17 protein-coding genes are annotated in these 18,772 nt (G+C 62.2%); 7 read left to right on the forward strand and 10 right to left on the reverse strand.

All coding sequences use genetic code 11. The features are described from left to right. Positions 1-91: 91 nt before the first annotated feature. On the reverse strand, positions 92-868 hold the full coding sequence (locus tag BSF40_RS15090; RefSeq protein WP_095965695.1) for a DUF2076 domain-containing protein: 777 nt from the start codon (positions 866-868) through the stop codon (positions 92-94). A 177-nt stretch (positions 869-1,045) separates the two neighbouring features. On the opposite strand from BSF40_RS15090, the gene BSF40_RS15095 reads away from it, so the two are divergent. Together BSF40_RS15095 and BSF40_RS15100 are read left to right on the forward strand one after the other, a co-directional pair. Continuing rightward, on the forward strand, positions 1,046-1,720 hold the full coding sequence (locus BSF40_RS15095) for a YciC family protein (RefSeq protein WP_095965696.1): 675 nt from the start codon (positions 1,046-1,048) through the stop codon (positions 1,718-1,720). A gap of 66 nt (positions 1,721-1,786) precedes the next feature. After that, a complete protein-coding gene (locus BSF40_RS15100; protein ID WP_095965697.1) occupies positions 1,787-2,866 on the forward strand; it encodes an endonuclease/exonuclease/phosphatase family protein in 1,080 nt (359 codons plus the stop codon). 136 nt (positions 2,867-3,002) lie between these two features. Here the strand turns inward: BSF40_RS15100 and BSF40_RS15105 are convergent, their stop codons facing one another. The 5 genes from BSF40_RS15105 to BSF40_RS15125 all read right to left on the reverse strand — a co-directional run bounded on the left by BSF40_RS15105 (position 3,003) and on the right by BSF40_RS15125 (position 8,880). Continuing rightward, the gene (locus tag BSF40_RS15105) at positions 3,003-3,836 is read right to left on the reverse strand and encodes an ABC transporter ATP-binding protein (RefSeq protein WP_007975815.1); all 834 of its coding nucleotides are present in this window, start codon (positions 3,834-3,836) and stop codon (positions 3,003-3,005) included. Next, complete coding sequence (locus tag BSF40_RS15110; protein WP_007975817.1) at positions 3,824-4,627, reverse strand: ABC transporter permease; 804 nt, start codon at positions 4,625-4,627, stop codon at positions 3,824-3,826. The genes BSF40_RS15105 and BSF40_RS15110 overlap by 13 nt, the downstream gene beginning before the upstream one ends. An 8-nt stretch (positions 4,628-4,635) precedes the next feature. Then, on the reverse strand, positions 4,636-5,622 hold the full coding sequence (locus BSF40_RS15115) for an ABC transporter substrate-binding protein (RefSeq protein ID WP_095965698.1): 987 nt from the start codon (positions 5,620-5,622) through the stop codon (positions 4,636-4,638). A gap of 375 nt (positions 5,623-5,997) precedes the next feature. Then, entirely contained in the window at positions 5,998-7,368 is a 1,371-nt protein-coding gene (locus tag BSF40_RS15120; protein ID WP_095965699.1) for an aspartate aminotransferase family protein, read from the reverse strand. A gap of 21 nt (positions 7,369-7,389) precedes the next feature. Beyond that, complete coding sequence (locus BSF40_RS15125; protein WP_095965700.1) at positions 7,390-8,880, reverse strand: aldehyde dehydrogenase; 1,491 nt, start codon at positions 8,878-8,880, stop codon at positions 7,390-7,392. Between the two features lie 226 nt (positions 8,881-9,106). Here BSF40_RS15125 and BSF40_RS15130 point away from each other — a divergent pair, with 226 nt between their 5' ends. After that, a complete protein-coding gene (locus BSF40_RS15130; protein WP_095965701.1) occupies positions 9,107-10,027 on the forward strand; it encodes a LysR substrate-binding domain-containing protein in 921 nt (306 codons plus the stop codon). Between the two features lie 45 nt (positions 10,028-10,072). Here the strand turns inward: BSF40_RS15130 and hrpB are convergent, their stop codons facing one another. After that, positions 10,073-12,589, reverse strand: a complete 2,517-nt coding sequence (gene hrpB, locus BSF40_RS15135) for an ATP-dependent helicase HrpB (protein ID WP_095965702.1) — start codon at positions 12,587-12,589, stop codon at positions 10,073-10,075. A 100-nt stretch (positions 12,590-12,689) separates the two neighbouring features. Between hrpB and BSF40_RS15140 the strand changes: the two genes are divergently transcribed. Together BSF40_RS15140 and BSF40_RS15145 are read left to right on the forward strand one after the other, a co-directional pair. Beyond that, complete coding sequence (locus BSF40_RS15140; protein ID WP_007975830.1) at positions 12,690-13,109, forward strand: hypothetical protein; 420 nt, start codon at positions 12,690-12,692, stop codon at positions 13,107-13,109. A 41-nt stretch (positions 13,110-13,150) separates the two neighbouring features. Further along, positions 13,151-14,047, forward strand: a complete 897-nt coding sequence (locus BSF40_RS15145) for a cation diffusion facilitator family transporter (RefSeq protein WP_095965703.1) — start codon at positions 13,151-13,153, stop codon at positions 14,045-14,047. On the opposite strand, the gene BSF40_RS15150 is transcribed toward BSF40_RS15145, so the two are convergent. Further along, the gene (locus BSF40_RS15150; protein ID WP_095965704.1) at positions 14,041-15,117 is read right to left on the reverse strand and encodes a DUF6515 family protein; all 1,077 of its coding nucleotides are present in this window, start codon (positions 15,115-15,117) and stop codon (positions 14,041-14,043) included. The two genes, BSF40_RS15145 and BSF40_RS15150, sit on opposite strands and share 7 nt — an antisense overlap. A 440-nt stretch (positions 15,118-15,557) precedes the next feature. Between BSF40_RS15150 and BSF40_RS15155 the strand changes: the two genes are divergently transcribed. Then, positions 15,558-16,037, forward strand: a complete 480-nt coding sequence (locus BSF40_RS15155; RefSeq protein WP_007937367.1) for an Lrp/AsnC family transcriptional regulator — start codon at positions 15,558-15,560, stop codon at positions 16,035-16,037. 206 nt (positions 16,038-16,243) lie between these two features. Next, the gene (locus BSF40_RS15160) at positions 16,244-16,453 is read left to right on the forward strand and encodes a DUF2788 domain-containing protein (RefSeq protein ID WP_015096955.1); all 210 of its coding nucleotides are present in this window, start codon (positions 16,244-16,246) and stop codon (positions 16,451-16,453) included. On the opposite strand, the gene BSF40_RS15165 is transcribed toward BSF40_RS15160, so the two are convergent. Then, a complete protein-coding gene (locus BSF40_RS15165; RefSeq protein ID WP_095965705.1) occupies positions 16,448-17,086 on the reverse strand; it encodes a pseudouridine synthase in 639 nt (212 codons plus the stop codon). The two genes, BSF40_RS15160 and BSF40_RS15165, sit on opposite strands and share 6 nt — an antisense overlap. A gap of 69 nt (positions 17,087-17,155) precedes the next feature. Then, complete coding sequence (gene amn / locus BSF40_RS15170; RefSeq protein WP_172435715.1) at positions 17,156-18,655, reverse strand: AMP nucleosidase; 1,500 nt, start codon at positions 18,653-18,655, stop codon at positions 17,156-17,158. Between the last annotated feature and the right edge of the window lie 117 nt (positions 18,656-18,772).

The raw sequence follows: 18,772 nt of genomic DNA on the forward strand, positions 1-18,772 counted from the left end.
CCCGAAAGGTCGCCCAGTATGCCAGCCCAGAGGATGGTTCCGCGAATAATCGGCTATGTGGCGAGGGAGCAAGCTCCCTCGCTACTGGGTGTCAGACGAAGGAATCGTCGTCGCCGCCAAAGAGCGAGTCATCGCTGTAGTCAGCGTCGCTGAAGCCGCCCTGATCGTTACTGTAGGAGTCGTTACCGGCCATGCGCTGGTCATCGCCCCAGCCATTGGTGCCCTGGTCGTCGACCTGGGCCGGCTCTTCCTTGATGACTTCGACGACTTCCGGTTGCTGATTGTGATGGAACAGGCTGCTGATGCCTTGTGCCAGCATCACGCCACCCGCCACGCCAGCGGCGGTTTTCAGCGCACCACCGAGGAAACTGCTGCCGGCCGCTGCCGGTGCTTGCTGCTGCGGGGCATAGCCCTGTTGTGGAAAGTTCTGTTGCGGGGCACCGAAGTTCTGCTGTGGCGCTTGCGAACCGAACGACGAGCGTCCTGGTTCACGCCAGCCACCGCTCGATGGCGCCGAGCTCTGGGTCGGTGCCGGTTGTGGATCACGGGAAGCGCCGCCAAAGATACTCGACAAAAAGCCACCGCTGCTCGACGCTGGAGCCGGGGTCGCCTGGGCCTTGGCCTGTTGCAGTTCGGCCTGCAATTGCTGGACTTGCCGGGTCAGTTGCTGGTTCTGCTCATCGAGGCTCTTGATTGCTGCCTCTTGCACCAGAATCGCCTGGGTCATGAAATATCCTGCCGCAGGCTGGCGCGTCAGGTGTTCCTTGATCCGCGCCTCGGCCTGAGCGTCGCGCGGGGCTGAGTCCGTTTCGGCCTGCTGCAGCCGGGAAAACAGTCCATCGATCAGGGTTTGTTCTTCGCTGTTCATGGCGACCTCGTAGATTGCCGGGAAAATCGTTGCCTTTATCCAATGAGGGTAAGGTGCCCGACCTTAATGGAGGCTGAAACAAACTGTTTCAATGACCTTTACTGAACGTTTACGTTTGCGTCTCCCGGCACTTGATCGGTTAAAGTGGACCACTGCTTCCAACCTGCGATACCAACGATGAATCCGTTAGATGTGCTGCGTGACTCTCTGTATTTCTTCAAGCGCAATCTGGGCCAGATCGTGCAGCTGTGCCTGCCGCTGGTCATTTTTGAGGCGCTGCTGCAACAAGTGGTCGACCACTCCACGGAGCCGAACAGCTTCCCCGGCATCAGCGTGATTGTCGGCTTGCTGGTGTACCCGCTGTACACCGCCGCGCTGATTCTGTTTCTCGATGCCCGCAGCCGGGGCGAATCACCGCGCAACCGCGACCTGCTGGCGATGGCGGCGAGCCTGTGGCCGCGTTTCGCCCTGCTGACGGCGCTCAATACCGTGCTGATTCTGCTGGGCCTGTCGCTGTATTTCCTGCCGGGTATCTATCTGATGGTGACCCTGGCGTTTGGCGAATACCTGCTGGTGTTGCGCGGCATGGCGCCGCTGGCGGCCATGAAGGAAAGCCTGCGCATGACCCAAGGTCACTTCCTGCGCATCCTGCTGTGCATTCTGTGTGTGATGGGGCCGCTGTGGCTGCTCAAGGGGGCGACCCTGGCGGTGTACCCCGAACCGCAGAACCCGGTGATCTCGCTGCTGATCGACAGCGCCCACAGTTTCCTGCAGCTGTTTACCAGTGTGGTGCTGTTCCGTTTGTTCATGCTGATCAACCCGTTGCCTGAGAGCAATGACAGCTCGCTCTGACCTTGGGCGCGCCCATCGCTCTCGGGTATGCTCGGGAACAATTTTGCAACGCCAATAAGCCGAGCCATGACCCGTCTACTGCGCCACACCCTGCTGGGCCTGCTGATCGTGATCGGCCTGGTCGCCGTGATGACCTACAGCCTGACCTGGCGCCCCGACGCCAATGAAGAGTTGCCCGTCAGTTGCAGTGCCCAGGCCCCCACCCTGGTCCCCGGGCAGGCACTGAAAGTGATGACCTGGAACGTTCAGTACCTGGCCGGCAAGCGTTACGTGTTCTGGAATGACCTGGCCGCTGGTACCGACGAACGCCCCACAACGGAAGACATGGCCTTCAGCCTCGACGAAGTGGCGCGGGTGATTCGCGACGAACAACCGGATGTCGTGCTGTTGCAGGAGCTGGACGACGGCGCCAAGACCAGCGATTACCAGCACCAGTTCAAACTGCTGCAGGAACGGCTCGCCGATTTGTACCCATGCAGTGTCAGCGCCTTCGACTGGAAGGCCGACTTCGTACCGGACCCGCATATCTTCGGCAGCGTCGGCCGGCAACTGGCAACCCTGAGCCGTTACCGGATCGAACATGCCCAACGCCTGCAACTGCCCGTCGTCTCGGGCAATCCGCTCAGCCGCCAATTCAAACCCAGAAACGCCTTGCTGGTGAGCTACTTGCCGTTGAGTGACGGTGGGCAGATGGCGGTGCTCAATACCCATCTGGAGCGTGCGACACAAGCCGACAACACCTTGCAAAACCAGGTGAACGCCGTGGCCAGGACCCTCGATAAACTCGAAAGCCGTGGCACGCCGTGGTTGATCGGCGGGGATTTCAACCTGTTGCCGCTGGGTCAGTATCGACGCCTGTCCGATGCGCAACGCGCGCCCTACTCCGCCGACAGCCCGTTGCACCTGCTATGGGACAAGTACCCGATGATCCCGACCAACAACGAAGCCAGCGGGATCGACCGCGAGCGCTGGCTGACCCACTACCCGAACGATCCCGGGCTGAACGGCCCGGACCGGACTGTCGACTACCTGTTCTACAGTCCGCGGATCAAACGGGTGGAGGCGACGGTGCGGCAGGACGATACGTTGCGTATCTCCGATCACTTGCCGGTGATTGCGCGGTTCCTGTTGCCGGTTGCGCCGTAGCGCCTCACTCAAGTCAGATGCAAATCCTGTGGGAACGGGCTTGCTCGCGAAGAGACCAGTACATCCGACATCAATGTTGTCTGATACACCGCTTTCGCGAGCAAGCCCGCTCCCACAGGGTCTGTGCAAACCTGGTTTAATGCACCTCCTCCAGATCATCATGCAGCAGCCCGAAGATCTCGCGCTTCATCTCGATGAATGAGCGCTCCATGACCATGTCCAGGTTGCGCGGACGTTCGATCGGCACATCGAGGATCTGCTTGATCCGCCCCGGCCTGGCGCCCATGACGTAGACCCGGTCGCCGAGCAGAATCGCCTCGTCGATGTCGTGGGTCACGAACAACACGGTCTTCTTGCTGTTGCCCCACACCCGCAGCAACAACTGCTGCATTTGCAGGCGCGTCTGGCTGTCGAGGGCGCCGAAGGGTTCGTCCATCAGCAGGATCTGCGGGTCGTTGGCCAAGGCGCGGGCGATGGCGACGCGCTGCATCATCCCGCCGGACAACTGCTTGGCGTAGTTGTCGGCAAAGCCGCTCAGGCCCACTTCATTGACGTAGTAGTCGACAATATCCTTGCGCTGCGCCGCCGGCATGCCGCGCCGCTTGAGGCCGAACTCGACGTTCTGCCGCACGGTCAGCCACGGGAACAGCGTGTAGCTCTGGAACACCATGCCGCGATCCGCGCCGGGGCCTTCCACCTGTTGGCCACCGACGTAGATCTCCCCCGACGTCGGTTCCGCCAGGCCGGCGGTGAGGTACAGCAGGCTCGATTTACCGCAACCCGACGGCCCCACCAGTACGGCAAATTGCTGGTCCGGCACCTCAAACGACACTTCTTCCAACGCGGTAAAGGTCCCGCCATCCGGCTTCTTGTAACGCAGGCTGACCTTGTCCACCTGCAGCCGGGGCGCGTTCACCGGGGCAGCCTGAGGGGCGACAAAACGATGAGTGGCGGCGGTTACTGAGCCCATGCGGTAATCCTCAGACGAAGGAAACGGAACAGTTGATCGGTGACCAGACCCAGCAGGCCGATGATCGCGATGGCGAGGAAAATCACATCTACCTGAAAGCCGCGCATGGCCTTGAGGCTCAGGTAACCCAGGCCACTGGAGGCGGCGACCAGTTCGGCCACCACCAGGTAAGTCCAGGCCCAGCCCATGGTCACCCGCAGGGTGTCGAGCACGCCTGGCAAGGAAGCCGGGGCGATCACATGCAGCACCGCGTCACGACGGTTCGAACCGAGGGTATAGGAGGCGTTGATCAGGTCCTTGGAGATGCCTTTGGACACGTCCGCGATCATGACCAGTTGCTGGAAGAACACGCCGAAAATGATCACCGAGACCCGCTGCTCCAGACCGATGCCGATCCACAGGATGAACAGCGGTACGAACGACGTCACCGGCAGGTAGCGAATGAAGTTGACCATCGGCTCCAGGAACGCCTGGACGATGCGGAAGCTGCCCATCAACAGTCCCAGCGGCACCGCCACCAGGGACGACACGATGAAACCGACCATCACCACTTCGACGCTGGCCCACACATGCTGGCCGAGGGTGCCGTCGCGACCCAGGCGCACAGCGGCCTCGACCACCGCGCCTGGCGTCGGCAGGAACATGCCCGGCACCACACCGCCGTAGGACAACCCGGCCCACAGGCCGACCAACAGCACCCAGGCCAGACCACTCGCGCTCCAGATCACCGAGACCGGCAACCCGGTCTTGGGCGTGATGCAGCGGCTCAGCCACGAATTGCGCTTGAACATGCAGCCTCCTAGAGCGGGGTGACGAAGCGGTTGTCGATCAGGTCGTCATTGCTGACGTTGTAGGGCTTGCCTTGCAGCTCGCTGGCGGTCTCGTTGGCCAGCTTGATCAGCGGCGCGCTGTCACCCGGTTTGCCCGGCGCACCCAGCAGTTTTTCGCTCATGGCCTGATCGTAGAAGCGCACGCCCTGGGCGGCCGCTTCCATTTCCTTCGGATCGGCCAGATAGCCGCCGACACCCTTGGCCATGATTTTGTAGGCTTCCTGCGGATGATCCTTGGTGTACTGCACGGCTTTGTACAAACCGGCCACCAGTGCCTTGACGTCTTCCGGCTGTTTTTCGATGACGGTGCAGTTCAGTGCCACCACGTCGACGATCACCCCCGGTGTGCTGCTGCTGTCGATCAGCACCTTGCCTTGTTTCTTGTCGCGCACCATCGACAGGTGCGGCTCCCAGGTCACGGCAGCGGGTACGCGACCGGCGATGAACGCGGTGGCGGCATCGTCGGCCGTCATGTTCTGCACGGTGATGTCGCTCATTTTCATGCCGTTCTTTTTCAGCAGATACGACAACCAGAACTGCGAGGTCGACCCTTCGTTCACCGCCACGGCCTGGCCCTTGAGCTCCTGCAAACTCTTGACGTCCTTGCCGACCAGCACGCCGTCGCCACCATGGCTGTCGTCCAGTGCGGCCACGGCCTTGAAGCAGAATTGCGGACGGTATTTGAGCACCTCGTCGATGGTCGACGCCGAGCCGGACAACTCGCCAGACGCTTGTGCGGCCATGTACATCGCCGCCTCTTCGACCACCGGCAATTCGACGGTCAAACCGTTTTCCTTGAAGTAGCCCAGGTCCCGGGCCAGGTACAGGGTGCCGTAGCCGACCCAGGTGGTGTGGCCGATGGACAGGGTGCCGGCCTGGGCGCTGGTGGCGACCGTCGCGGCGATGGCGGTGACCGCCAGTGGATGGACAACACGGGTAAGCAAGGACTTGATCATGGAGCACTCCCAAAGCTGTTGATTTAGTTTTGTCATGGGCAGTACGGCGAGCCCTGAATCGGCTGCAACCTGTGGTCTCTGAGGGACCCTTCGGCGGGCAGCATTCGGCGGGCTGGCGAGATCGATGTTGGCCCAAGGGCGGGATTAGGAAAATGAGGAAATTTGTGGATGCGAGTGATGAAAAAACTGGTTAGCGCGCACTGTGAAAGGGCGCTGTGGGCGGGGATGCCCGAGGTGGGTGCAAGGTGCTGGAATTATGTTGAATGGGCCATAGCATTCGCGAGCAAGCCCGCTCCCACAGGGGATCCGTGTCAGACACAAATCCAATGTGGGAGCGGGCTTGCTCGCGAAGAGGTCCGAGAGAACGCTACACGATCAGAGCCGGCCGTATTCCTGCGCCGTACGATCCACCGCTTTCAAGGTCTTGGCGATCAGTTCGTCAATCTCTACACGGCTGGCAATCAACGCCGGCGCCATGATCATCCGGCCTAAAGTCGAGCGAATGATCACCCCCTCCTCAAAGCCAATCGTGCGGCAGCGCCAGGCGATGTCGTTCTCATTGGCGAAGCGCTTGCGCGTGGATTTGTCTTCGGCCAGTTGCAGCGCCGCGACCATGCCGGTGCCCTGAATATCGCCCACCAACGGGTGCTTGCCAAACACTTCGCGCAGGCACTGTTGCAGGTACGGGCCGATATCGTCCTTGACCCGCGTCACCACGCCTTCATCGCGCAGGGCCTTGAGGTTGGCAATCGCCACCGCCGCCGCCACCGGGTGTCCGGAATAGGTCAGGCCGTGGGCAAACACGCCGCCCTGCTCCACCAGCACCGAAGCCATTTTCTTCGACAGGATCAGGCCGCCCATGGGGATGTAACCCGAGGTCAGACCCTTGGCGATGGACAGGGTGTCCGGCTCGAAACCGAAGTACTCGTGGGCGAACCATTCGCCGGTGCGACCGAAGCCGCCGATAACCTCATCGGCGCACAGCAGCACATCGTACTTGCGGCAGATGCGCTGGATTTCCGGCCAGTAGCTTTCCGGCGGGAAGATCATCCCGCCGGCGCCCTGGAAGGGTTCGGCGATGAAGCCTGCGACCTTGTCCGCACCCAGTTCGAGAATTTTCGCTTCCAGTTGCTGTGCCGCACGCAGACCGAATTCGGCTGGCGTCAGGTTGCCCTCGTGAGCGAAGAAGTACGGCTCGTCGATGTGCTCGATGTCCGGAATCATGCCGCCCATTTCGTGCATGAATTTCATGCCGCCCAGCGCCGTCGCGGCCAGGGTCGAACCGTGGTAACCGTTCCAGCGGCCGATCATGATCTTCTTCTCGGGTTTGCCGAGCACCTGCCAGTAACGCCGCACCGTGCGGATCAACACCTCGTTGGCCTCGGAGCCGGAGTTGGTGTAGATCGCGTGGCTGTAGTGACCCGGCAGCAGGCTGAACAGCAGCTCGGACAGCTCGATCACCTGCGGGTGGGTGGTGTGGAAAAACATGTTGTAGTACGGCAGCTGTTCCAGTTGCTGGCTCGCCGCGGCCGCCAGGTCCTTGCGCCCGTAACCGAGGTTGGTGCACCACAGCCCGGACATGCCGTCGAGGTAACGGCGGCCATCGTTGTCCCACAGGTGCAGGCGCTCGCCACGGACCATCACCCTTGGCCCCTCGTCGTTGAGGGCTTTCTGATCGACGAACGCATGGATGTGGTGCGCAGCGTCGGCGGCCTGGTAGTCGCGGGTTTCACGTGGTGTGGTCATCGCCTGTTCTCCGTTTTGTTATCAGCGCAATTGAAACCAGGTGGTCTTCAACTGGGTGTATTTATCGAATGAATGCAGGGACAGGTCACGGCCGAAACCGGACTGCTTGCCGCCGCCAAAAGGAACGGTCACGTCCAGTGCATCGACGCTGTTGACCGACACCGTGCCCGCTCGCAATTGTCGCGCCACGCGGTGGGCGCGGTTGAGGTCGTCGGTCCACAGCGAAGCCGCCAGACCGTAGACGCTGTCGTTGGCCAAGTGCAACGCATGGGCCTCGTCATCAAACGCCGTGACCGCCAGAACCGGGCCGAATACTTCGTCGCGAAACAGCGGCATGTCCGGTGTCACGCCGGTAAAGATCGTCGGCTGGATGAAGTTGTCGGAGCCGTTGAAGATCGACTGCCGACCACCACAGATCCTGGTCGCACCTTGCTGCTCGGCCTGCTGGATGAACTTCATGATGCGCGCGGTCTGACGGCTGTCGACGATGGCACCGGCAGCGCTCGACGGATCCAGCGGATCGCCCGGCAACCAGCGTTCGGCCTGGGCCTTGAGACGTTCGACGAACACGTCATGAATCGAGCGCTGCACCAGCAATCGCGAGTTGGCCGAACAGACTTCGCCCTGATTGAAGAAGATGCCGAACGCGGCTTTCTCGGCGGCCAGGTCCAGGTCCTGGCAATCGGCGAACACCAGGTTGGCGCTCTTGCCGCCGCACTCCAGCCACACCTGTTTCAGGTTCGATTGTGCCGAGTACTGCATGAAATATTTGCCGACTTCGGTGGAGCCGGTAAACACCAGGCAATCGACGTCCGGGTGCAGGCCGAGGGCCTTGCCGGTTTGCTCGCCCAGGCCCGGCAGTACGTTCAACACACCCGCAGGCACACCGGCTTCAAGCGCCAGCTCCGCCAGACGCAAGGCCGAAAACGGCGACTGCTCGGCCGGCTTGAGAATCACCGAGTTACCTGCGGCCAGGGCTGGGGCGAGTTTCCACGCGGCCATGTCCAGCGGAAAATTCCACGGCACCACGGCAGCCACTACGCCGAGGGCTTCGCGGGTGATGGTCGCCAGCACGTTCTGCGCACTCGGTGCGACCTGATCGTAGAGTTTGTCGAGGCTCTCGGCGTACCAGCGCAACACCCCGGCAGCACCCGGCACATCGATGTTGTAGGCGTCCGTGACGGGCTTACCCATGTTCAGCGAATCGAGCAGCGCCAGTTCTTCACGGTTTTCGAGGATCAAGTCGGCCAGGCGCAATAGCACTTGTTTACGTTCGGTCGGCGAACGTGCCGACCAGGTGCCGGCTTCAAACACTTGCCGCGCATTACGCACCGCTGCGTTCACATCTTGCTCGCCACAGGCTGCGACATTGGCCAGGCATTGCCCGGTGGCGGGGTTGATCGCGGCAAAAGTCTGCCCCGATTGCGCCGCTCGGCGCTGGCCATCGATCACGGCCTGGTCGGGAAACCGCAGGGAAGCGGCTTTGCGTTGCCAATACTCAAGCTCGAACACGTTCGGATGCTCCAGAGGACATTCTTGTGTATTGGATAGTCGCTCAGGCCCGAGCGGTGGAAAACCAGTAAAAATGTGTTCGCAGGCCAAGAAAAAACTACGTAGCCAATCTCCCTTCTGGCGCAGCATGTGGTTATTGTTCAACCACAACAAATCGCTACCCGAGCGGATAGGGGTGGCGCGCAAATTGCCTGGATGCCTGAGTCGTTCTCCCCCGAGGTTTGCTGTGGCTGCCTACAATCTGCGTCAACTGAAATACTTCATCACCACCGTCGAGTGCGGCAGCGTCGCCGAGGCCTCGCGCAAGCTGTACATCGCCCAGCCTTCGATCTCCACGGCCATCAAAGGGCTGGAAGACAGCTTCGGTGTGCAACTGCTGATTCGCCATCACGCCCAGGGCGTGTCACTGACGCCCAGCGGTGCACGCTTCTACCGCAAGGCCCAGGAACTGCTGCGCATGGCCAAGGAGTTCGAGCAGAACGCCCTGGCCGACAACGATGTGGTGTCCGGGCAGATCGATATCGGCTGCTTCGAAACCGTCGCGCCGCTGTACCTGCCGCAATTGATTGCCGGGTTTTCGGCGCTGTACCCCGGAGTGGAAATCCGCATCCGCGACGGCGAGCAGCAAGAACTGGTGCAGGGCCTGACCTCCGGCGCCTTCGATCTGGCGATCCTCTATGAACATGACCTCGACGGCACCATCGCAACCGAACCCTTGATGCCGGCGCAACGGCCTTACGCGCTGCTGCCGGCCGATCACCGTTTTGCCCAGCAGGCACAAGTCTCGCTGCGGGACCTGTGCCTGGAGCCGATGATTCTTTTGGACGTGCAGCCGAGCCGGACCTATTTCGTCAGCCTGTTCGAAGAGTTGAGCCTGACCCCGCGCATTGCCTTCAGCTCGCCATCGATCGAGATGGTGCGCGGCATGGTCGGACAAGGTTTTGGTTTCTCGATCCTGGTGACCAAGCCGCATTCGGAGTGCACCTACGACGGGCAGAAAGTGGTGTGCGTGGACATCGCCGAAGACGTCACCGGCTCCGGGCTGGTGGCGGCCTGGCTCAAGCGCGGGCAACTGACCAAACCGGCGCAGTTGTTTGCCGACTATTGCCGCGAGCAACTGACCGCCAAGTCCGAACGCTCAGACTGATCCCCTGTGGCGAGCCCCCTCGCCACAGAGTTCGCATCCAAATGACTATTTACGCGGCTTGATCCGCGCAGTCGCTTCGGCCACCAACGGATCATCCGGCCAGTAATGCTTCGGGTACCGCCCCTTCAAATCCTTCTTCACTTCGGCGTAAGTGCTGCGCCAGAAGTTCGCCAGGTCCTGCGTGACCTGCACCGGCCGCCGCGCCGGGGACAGCAGGTGCAGCTTGACCACTTGCCGCCCTCCGGCGATGCGCGGGGTTTCGGCCAGGCCGAACAACTCCTGCAGACGCACCGCCAGAATCGGCGGCTGTTCGCTGTAGTCCAGGCGAATCGACGAGCCCGACGGCACGCTCAAATGATGCGGCGCCAACTCGTCCAGCCGCTGCGGCAGCGGCCACGGCAGCAGGTTGTGGACGATGCTCGACAGGTCCAGATTGGCGAAGTGACTGAGCCGCGACACCTTGCCCAGATACGGCATCAGCCAGTGTTCCAGGCCTTTGAGCAACGCGGCATCGCTGACATCCGGCCACTCGCTCTCGCCCTTGCCGGCGAGGTCCAGTTGCCGCAACAACGCCACTCGTGCCTGCCACTGACGCAGCTCCGGCGTCCATGGCAACAGTTCCAGGCCTTTGCGCCGCACCAGATTCACCAGCGCCTGGCTGCGGGCGCTTTCGTCGAGACCAGTGAGCGGTTCACGGCTGAGGATCAATTCACCAACCTTGCGCTGACGCTCGGCACGCAGCACACCTTCGCGCTCATCCCAATCCAGTTGATCGACGCAACGCACCTGCTCGGCCAGCACTGAGTCGAACAGTGCCGGATCGAAATCCGTCGCCAGGTAAATCCGCTCTTCACGCTGCCCCTGGCGACTGCCCAGATCGGCGATCACCAGCCACGGCTGCTTCATCAGGCTGTCGGCCTCGGCGAACAGCGCGGCACGACCGTTGGCCAGGCGATATTCCGCACCACCGGCGCGCCGTTGTTGGGCGACGCGGTCGGGATAGGCCAGCGCCAGCAACGCACCGAGCCAGCGCGGGTGATCCGGATCGCTGACCGGCTCCGAGGCTTTGCCGCGCAAGTAACCACGATACTGCCGCGCCAGTTGCCGTGCGCGTTGCACGCCCCCCTGCGCGCCACGTGCGGCGCGTTCTTCGCCAGACAGCAATACCAGTCGGCTGTGCAAGTCCGCCCCGGCGCCACGCAAAATATCGCGTTCGCCGAGCAGTGCGGCGACGTCGCAAGCCATATCCGCCAGTCCCAGCGCCTGGCCGCGCAACAGCAAATGCGCGATACGCGGATGGGCCGGCAGTTCGGCCATGGCCTGGCCGTGACGGGTCAGCGCTTCGCCGTCCAGTGCGCCCAGGCGTTCGAGCAGATCCTGAGCCTGTGCATAAGCGGCGGCCGGTGGCACGTCAAGCCACACCAGTTGCCCGGGTGTCACACCCCAGCGCCCCAATTGCAGGGCCAGCCCGGCAAGGTCCGCCGAGAGGATTTCCACACTGCCATAAGCCGCCAGTTGCTCGTGCTGGTCCTGGGACCACAGGCGATAACAAACACCGGGTTCCAGACGCCCGGCCCGGCCCGCGCGCTGGGTCGCACTGGCCTTGGAAATGCGCTGGGTGTCGAGACGGGTCATGCCGCTGCCCGGGTCGAAACGCGGCACCCGCGCCAACCCGGCATCGATCACCACGCGCACGCCGTCGATGGTCAAACTGGTTTCGGCGATGTTGGTGGCCAGTACCACTTTGCGCTTGCCCGGCGGCGCCGGATCGATCGCCGCCCGTTGCGCCGTCAGGTCCAGTTCACCGTGCAACGGACACAGCAGAACCTGTGGGTTGTCACCCAAGGCATCGGCCAATTGCTGATGCACGCGGCGGATTTCCGCTTGCCCCGGCAGGAACACCAGCACGCTGCCGGTCTCGTCGTTCAAGGCTTCGAGGAGGGTCTGCACCAGGCGCGGCTCGATGAATTCACCGGCCTGGAACGGCCGACCCCAGCGCATCGCCACCGGGTACATGCGCCCTTCGCTGCGCAGGATCGGCGCGTCGTCGAGCAACCCGGCCAGGCGTTCGCCTTCAAGCGTGGCGGACATCAAGAGAATTTTCAGCGGCTGATCGTCACGGAACAGTTCGCGACCATTGAGGCTCAGGGCCAAGGCCAGGTCAGCGTCGAGGCTGCGCTCGTGAAACTCGTCGAAAATCAGCAGGCCCACGCCTTCCAGCGCCGGGTCATCCTGCAGGCGCCGGGTGAGGATGCCTTCGGTGACCACTTCGATTCGGGTATTGGGGCCGACTTTGCTGTCGAGGCGAATGCGATAGCCCACGGTTTCGCCGACCTTTTCCCCCAGCTCACTGGCCAGCCGCTCCGCCGCCGCGCGTGCGGCCAATCGGCGGGGTTCGAGCATCAGGATGGTCTGCCCGGCCAGCCACGGTTCGTTGAGCAAGGCCAAGGGTACGCGGGTGGTTTTACCGGCACCGGGCGGTGCTTCGAGCACGGCTTCGTGGCGTGTAGCGAGGGCTTCACGCAGGGCGGGTAAAACTTCATCGATCGGCAAAGAAATCATGCTGGCTCCCAAACAGAGGCGCGAGTATAACGGCGAACTGTTTGTCGTAGTCTGGGCTCTAACCAGTAACGTTCTTGGCGTTCTACTCAGGAGATTTCATATGCGTGCTCCCTTTCGCCTGATTGGCGGTGTTCTGGTCGCAACCTTGCTGACTCAAGTGACCGCCTGCGGGTCGATTTTCTACCCTGACCGCCGTGGCCAGATCGAAGGCAAGATCGACCCGGCCATCGCCGCGCTCGATGCCGTGGGCCTGCTGTTCTACATCATCCCCGGCCTGATCGCGTTTGCCGTGGACTTCGCCACCGGCGCGATTTACTTCGAGCCGGGCAAGACCGCCCAGGTCGATCCGCAAAAACTCAAGGACGCCATCGGCCCGGACGGCCAGGTCGATAACCGCAAGTTGCAGACTATTCTGGAAAGTGAGCTGGGCCGCAGCTTCCCGCTGGACGATCCACGCCTGATCCAGAGCAAGGGCAGCGCCCAGCAACTGGCGATGTTCGGCCTGCAACCAGCCGCGTAATCCCTAGACGCGAAAGGACTCTTCAAGGAACGATGGCCACTATGACCTCCAGCTCCGAACACGCCCGCCTGCTGCGGCTGGCGACCCGTGCCTCGGTGGCGGTGGCATGCATGTTGATCATCGCCAAAGCCATCGCCTGGTGGCTGAGCGGCTCGGTGAGCATGCTCGCCGGGCTTACCGACTCGACACTCGACGGCGTCACCTCATTGCTCAACCTGCTGGCGGTGCATTACGCCCTGCGCCCCGCCGACAATGATCATCGCTACGGGCACGGCAAGGCCGAGTCGTTGGCGGGCATGGCCCAGGCGTTGTTCATTGGCGGCAGTGCGGTACTGATTGCGTTGCAGGCCTATGATCGGCTCAAACATCCCGAACCGGTCGGCGCGCCGTGGATCAGTATCGGCGTAATTGTGTTCTCCCTCGTACTGACCCTGGCGTTGTTGATGTTTCAACATCGGGTGGTCAAGGCCACCGGCTCCAACGCGGTACGCGCCGACTCCCTGCACTACCGCTCGGACCTGCTGCTCAACGGCAGCATTCTGATCGCGCTGGTGCTGGCCGGGTATGGCCTGCATCAGGTCGACCCCTGGTTCGGTCTGGGAATCGCCGCCTACATTCTGTGGAGCGCTGTGCAGATCGCCCGGGAGAGCTTTGCGGTGTTGATGGATGAAGAACTGCCGCCGGAGGTCAGCCAGCACATGCTGGAATTGGCGTGCAGCGTGCCCGGCGTGCTGGGTGCCCATGACCTGCGCACGCGGATTTCCGGCAACCAGTGGTTTGTGCAGTTGCATCTGGAGCTGCCGGGGGAACTGACGCTGTCAGTGGCCCACGGCATCAGCGATCAGGCTGCCGCGGCCATTCACGACGCCTACCCGCGAGCCGAAGTGCTGGTGCACGCCGACCCGCAGGAAGTGGTGAAATCCGCTCGGGTTCAGTAGTTGACCTGATAACCACGACTGCTCAGGCAATTGCCCTGGGCCTGTCGGTAAGCTTGCACCACCGACGGGTCTGGCTGGTAGGTGGCGGTGCGTGGATCGAAACCACTCTGCTGCACCGCGTACTGATAACACTCGTAGCCATCGCGACTGACCTGCTCCGGCGACTGGCCGTTGGCCGGGTACGCCTCCACGTCATAACCATTGCTGGCGGCCGGTGGTGGCGACTGCAGTTGGCCAACCGGCGGCTCGACCACGACGTAATCCCGGGTGCTCTCCTGATAGGCGTAATACGAACCGGCCGCGAGGAACAGCAGCGCCCCGCCGATCCATATCTGCTCGGCGTAATCAGGAAGGTAGCTGACGCGAATCCCCCGAGGCGGCGCTACCACCTCATAACGCGGGCCCAGCGGGCGATACCAGTAGCCACCGGAATAGTAGTAATCCATGCCACGGTAAGGCACGCGCAAGTTACGCTCGGGGAAGCGGTCGATCACCTGTCCGGGGCGATACCTGGGGCCTGGCCCCCAGCCGTTACCGCGTCCACTCGGGCGTCCGTCCCAGTGATTGTCATGGGTCGGCGCACCGATATAGCCCTTCCAGCGCTGATTGTAATCGTTGCGATGCGGCTGATCCTGGTAGTGCTGATCCTGATAGTCACCGCGCCGCGGCGGCTGGGTCTGGCGCACGGTGTCGGGGCGGGGCTGGATCGGCATGTCAGTGGCCGGCAACTGCGGGGGCGGCGGCGGTGAGCGAACCGGGCTGTTGAAATCCGGCGCTGGACGGGGCTGCCTCTGGCTATTGTTCTGATGTTGATTCTGGCCGTTGTGCTCGTACTGGCGGTTGTCGTTGTTCTGCGCACGCGGCGGGTTCTGCGGCGGGCCGTTCTGCGGGCGTGGCTGGTTGTTGCCACCACGGCCCTGACTACCCCCCTGGTTACCACCCTGATGCCCATCCTGGCCGTGCTGCCCGCCATCATGGCCACGGTTTTGCTGCTCATCGGCCAGCGTTTGCGCAGTGACACTGACACACAGCAAACCAACACCGGCCAAACGCCAGATGCGCGATTTCATGCTTATCCTCATTGCGGGTCAGGGCCTGTACGTAAGACTGGGAAAGCAGTGACCGGTTCTGCGACAGGTTATCAGTCGCGCAACTTATTTATTGAGGCCAGGAGGGTCAAATTCCACACGCAAGAAAAAGGGGAGACCCGTCGGCCTCCCCCTGGAGAACTTCGTCCTGGCTCAACGCTTGTGGCGCCGGCTCACCTCACGCCGTCTTCTGGACAGTGTGTAGCTCGGGGGCCGGCACATCCCCGGTGGGGGTGGCGACCGCGGCGGGCCTGATTGGGCGAGCCGCACTGGACTGTTTGTCCGAGCAGTGATTCTGGTGATAAGAATAGGCCGTGAGCGCCGACAGAGGATTGCGAAGATTGCTCAATTAAACATCACTTGCGCAATTTTTAACCCCGGATACATAATCTGCCGCAATAGTTACGACAAAGGACTGATTGATGAGCAAGCTCGATCGTTACGACCTGAGTATTTTGGCGGAATTGCAGCGCGACGCACGCATCTCCAACCAGGAGTTGGCCGAGCGCATCGGTCTGTCGCCTTCGCCGTGCTCGCGGCGGGTCAAGCAACTGGAAGACGACGGCTACATTTCCCGTCAGGTCGCCCTGCTCGACCGCAAAATGCTCGGCCTGAGCCTGACGGCCTACGTGCTGATCGGCATGGACCGTCATACGCCGGAACGTTTCGAGAACTTCGAAGCGGCCATTCGCACCTTGCCCCAAGTGCTCGAATGCAGCCTGGTGACCGGGATGGATGCCGACTATCAACTCAAGGTCGTGGTGCCGGACATGGATCACTACCAGAAACTGCTGCTCGGGCACCTGACCCGGATTGAAGGCGTGACCAGCGTGCGTTCGAGTTTTGTGCTGAACCAGGTTTTGAACAGCACCGAACTGCCATTGACTCATCTGCGTAGCTGATGACGTCTTCGCGAGCAAGCCCGCTCCCACAATCGACCGCATTCTCATGGTAGAACTCGGTTAAATGTGGGAGCGGGCTTGCTCGCGAAGAGGCCGGCACAGGCGACGAATGACTGCGACACACCGACGCAGGTCAACTCACCGCCATTCTCCCTTGGCGTATACTCCCCGCGCCCTTTTAGCCTCGCTCGCGCTGGAGATGTTCGATGGATCCTGCAGTTTTTGAAGAGTGGATGATGACCGGTCTGGTCACGATCCTGATCATTTTCATGGGTTTCATCGTCTGGGATCTGGCGAAGAAGTCCAAGGCCGGGCGCTTTGGCTCGTTCATCCTGTTCTTCGTGCTGGGCCTGGGCGTGGCCGCGTTCATCATCAAGAGCGTGGTGATCGGCCTGATCGAATCCGGCACCTTATAAGCGCGCCGGTACTTCTTTCCACTGTCCCTGATCGAGCCCTTCGATCGTCCAGTCACCGATCCTGACCCGCACCAGGCGCAAGGTCGGCAAACCGACCGCAGCGGTCATGCGCCGCACCTGCCGGTTGCGCCCTTCGCGAATCACCAACTCCAGCCAGCTGGTCGGCACGCTTTTGCGAAAGCGCACCGGCGGATTGCGCGGCCATAGCTCGGGCTCGTCCAGTTGCCGCGCCTCGGCGGGCAAGGTCATGCCGTCATTCAATTCGACGCCGTCACGCAGGCGCTGCAATTGCTCGGCGCTCGGTTCGCCCTCGACCTGCACCCAATAGGTCTTGGCCAGTTTGTGCTTCGGGTCGGCGATTCGCGCCTGAAGCTGGCCGTCGTTGGTCAGCAACAACAAGCCTTCGCTGTCGCGATCCAACCGTCCCGCCGGATAGATTCCCGGTACATCGATGTAGTCCTTGAGCGTCGCGCGCCCTTCGCCGTCACTGAATTGCGTCAGCACATCGAAGGGTTTGTTGAACAGGATCAGCTTCGGCTCGGCCGGTGGTGCCTTGGCGACACGGCGCGGGGCTGCAGGCGACGGTTTCGTGCCTGGGCGGCGGGAAACGGGACGTTGAGGAGGACGAGACATGAGAAAGGAAACATCTAACGGTCAGGGCTGACAATGCTAGTGCCCCGACCGCTAAATGACCATCGCGAATCAGCGGAACGGCGGTTCGTCGAAGCTGCGCAGTTTGCGCGAGTGCAGTGAATTGAGTTCGGTGCGCAACAGATCCACCGCCTCGATACCGATCTTCAAGTGCTGGCTGACCGCGCGCTCATAGAAGGCGTTGGCCGAGCCCGGCAACTTGATTTCGCTGTGCAGCGGTTTGTCCGAGACGCAGAGCAGCGTGCCGTACGGCACCCGCAAACGATAACCCTGGGCGGCGATGGTGCCACTTTCCATGTCCACCGCCACGGCGCGGGACAGGTTGATCAGCGGCCGTTCCTGCGCCCAGCGCAGCTCCCAGTTACGGTCGTCGTAGGTCAGCACAGTGCCGGTGCGCAGGCGTTTTTTCAGTTCGTCGCCCTTCTCGCCGGTGATGTTGGCCGCCGCCTGCTGAAGCGCGAGTTGCACTTCGGCCAGGGCCGGAATCGGAATGTTTGGCGGCACGACCCGGTCGAGAATGCCGTCGCGGCGCATGTAGGCGTGGGCCAGCACGTAGTCGCCAATCGTCTGCGACTGACGCAGGCCACCGCAGTGGCCGATCATCAGCCAGCAATGCGGACGCAGAACGGCGAGGTGGTCGGTGATGTTCTTGGCGTTGGACGGGCCGACACCGATGTTGACCAGGGTCACGCCGTGGCCGTCACTGGCGATCAGGTGATAGGCCGGCATCTGGTAACGGTGCCAGACCACGCCGGCGGCAATCGCCGAGGCTTCGCCGTGATCCATGCTTTTTTCGATGATCACGTTACCCGGCAGCACCATGCGCACGAAGCGCGGGTCCTGGCGCAATTGTTCCAGGCCGTGGACGATGAACTGGTCGACATAGCGGTGGTAGTTGGTCAGCAGAATCCACGGTTGCACATGGCGCCAGTCGCTGCCGGTGTAATGCACCAGTCGGCGCAGGGAGAAATCCACCCGCGCGGCATCGAACAGCGCCAGGGGCAGCGGATCGGTGTTTTCCCAGTCGTACAAACCGTCGGCAATGCCGTCGGTCGCGGCCGACAGGTCGGTACTCGGGAACACCCGCGCCAGCACGGCGGCGGTGACGCCGGAACCTCCCAGTTCATCGCCCTGCTCGACCACATACGGATACGGGATGTTCTGCTGGCTGACACCGACTTCCACCGTCACGGTGAAGTCGTGCATCAACGGAACCAGTTGTTCCAGCAGGTACTTACGGAAAGCCGACGGATGGGTGACGGTGACACTGTAGGTGCCCGGCAGCTGGACCTTGGCATAGGCACGCGTGGTCTGCGGGACTTCGCCCTGGCAGTGGTAGGTCAGGCGCAGCTCGGGATACCGGAACAACGCCCGCTGCTCGGCATCAGGCTCGACGCGGTCCTTGAGGTAACGCTTGAGCGCCTGACTCAGCGCGGTGGTTGCACGATTGTGCAAGAGTGCAAGCCGATCCACGGCTTGCTCGGCGGTTTGAACGACAATAAAAGCTTCGGTCACGATCAGCATCCTGTGTTCTGACTTGCAGACCTTCATCTTGCCTGCATCGTCGCTTCACGGGAACAGTGATTGCTACACAAACCCCGGGGCGCGCCGCAGATCAAATGTGGGAGCGGGCTTGCTCGCGAAAGCGGCCTCTCAGTCACATCAAGG

Origin of the sequence: Pseudomonas sp. ACN5 (assembly GCF_002303975.1) — a bacterium.
Taxonomy (GTDB): Bacteria; Pseudomonadota; Gammaproteobacteria; order Pseudomonadales; family Pseudomonadaceae; genus Aquipseudomonas; species Aquipseudomonas laurylsulfatiphila.

Excerpts from the sequence above, each read along its gene's own strand:
- BSF40_RS15140 (WP_007975830.1), top strand. The coding sequence starts at position 12,690 with ATGCGTGCTCCCTTTCGCCTGATTGGCGGTGTTCTGGTCGCAACCTTG.
- BSF40_RS15090 (WP_095965695.1), bottom strand. The coding sequence starts at position 868 with ATGAACAGCGAAGAACAAACCCTGATCGATGGACTGTTTTCCCGGCTG.
- BSF40_RS15105 (WP_007975815.1), bottom strand. The coding sequence starts at position 3,836 with ATGGGCTCAGTAACCGCCGCCACTCATCGTTTTGTCGCCCCTCAGGCT.
- hrpB (WP_095965702.1), bottom strand. The coding sequence starts at position 12,589 with ATGATTTCTTTGCCGATCGATGAAGTTTTACCCGCCCTGCGTGAAGCC.
- BSF40_RS15095 (WP_095965696.1), top strand. The coding sequence starts at position 1,046 with ATGAATCCGTTAGATGTGCTGCGTGACTCTCTGTATTTCTTCAAGCGC.
- BSF40_RS15120 (WP_095965699.1), bottom strand. The coding sequence starts at position 7,368 with ATGACCACACCACGTGAAACCCGCGACTACCAGGCCGCCGACGCTGCG.
- BSF40_RS15115 (WP_095965698.1), bottom strand. The coding sequence starts at position 5,622 with ATGATCAAGTCCTTGCTTACCCGTGTTGTCCATCCACTGGCGGTCACC.
- BSF40_RS15155 (WP_007937367.1), top strand. The coding sequence starts at position 15,558 with ATGAGCAAGCTCGATCGTTACGACCTGAGTATTTTGGCGGAATTGCAG.
- BSF40_RS15150 (WP_095965704.1), bottom strand. The coding sequence starts at position 15,117 with ATGAAATCGCGCATCTGGCGTTTGGCCGGTGTTGGTTTGCTGTGTGTC.
- BSF40_RS15110 (WP_007975817.1), bottom strand. The coding sequence starts at position 4,627 with ATGTTCAAGCGCAATTCGTGGCTGAGCCGCTGCATCACGCCCAAGACC.
- BSF40_RS15165 (WP_095965705.1), bottom strand. The coding sequence starts at position 17,086 with ATGTCTCGTCCTCCTCAACGTCCCGTTTCCCGCCGCCCAGGCACGAAA.
- BSF40_RS15160 (WP_015096955.1), top strand. The coding sequence starts at position 16,244 with ATGGATCCTGCAGTTTTTGAAGAGTGGATGATGACCGGTCTGGTCACG.
- BSF40_RS15145 (WP_095965703.1), top strand. The coding sequence starts at position 13,151 with ATGACCTCCAGCTCCGAACACGCCCGCCTGCTGCGGCTGGCGACCCGT.
- amn (WP_172435715.1), bottom strand. The coding sequence starts at position 18,655 with ATGAAGGTCTGCAAGTCAGAACACAGGATGCTGATCGTGACCGAAGCT.
- BSF40_RS15100 (WP_095965697.1), top strand. The coding sequence starts at position 1,787 with ATGACCCGTCTACTGCGCCACACCCTGCTGGGCCTGCTGATCGTGATC.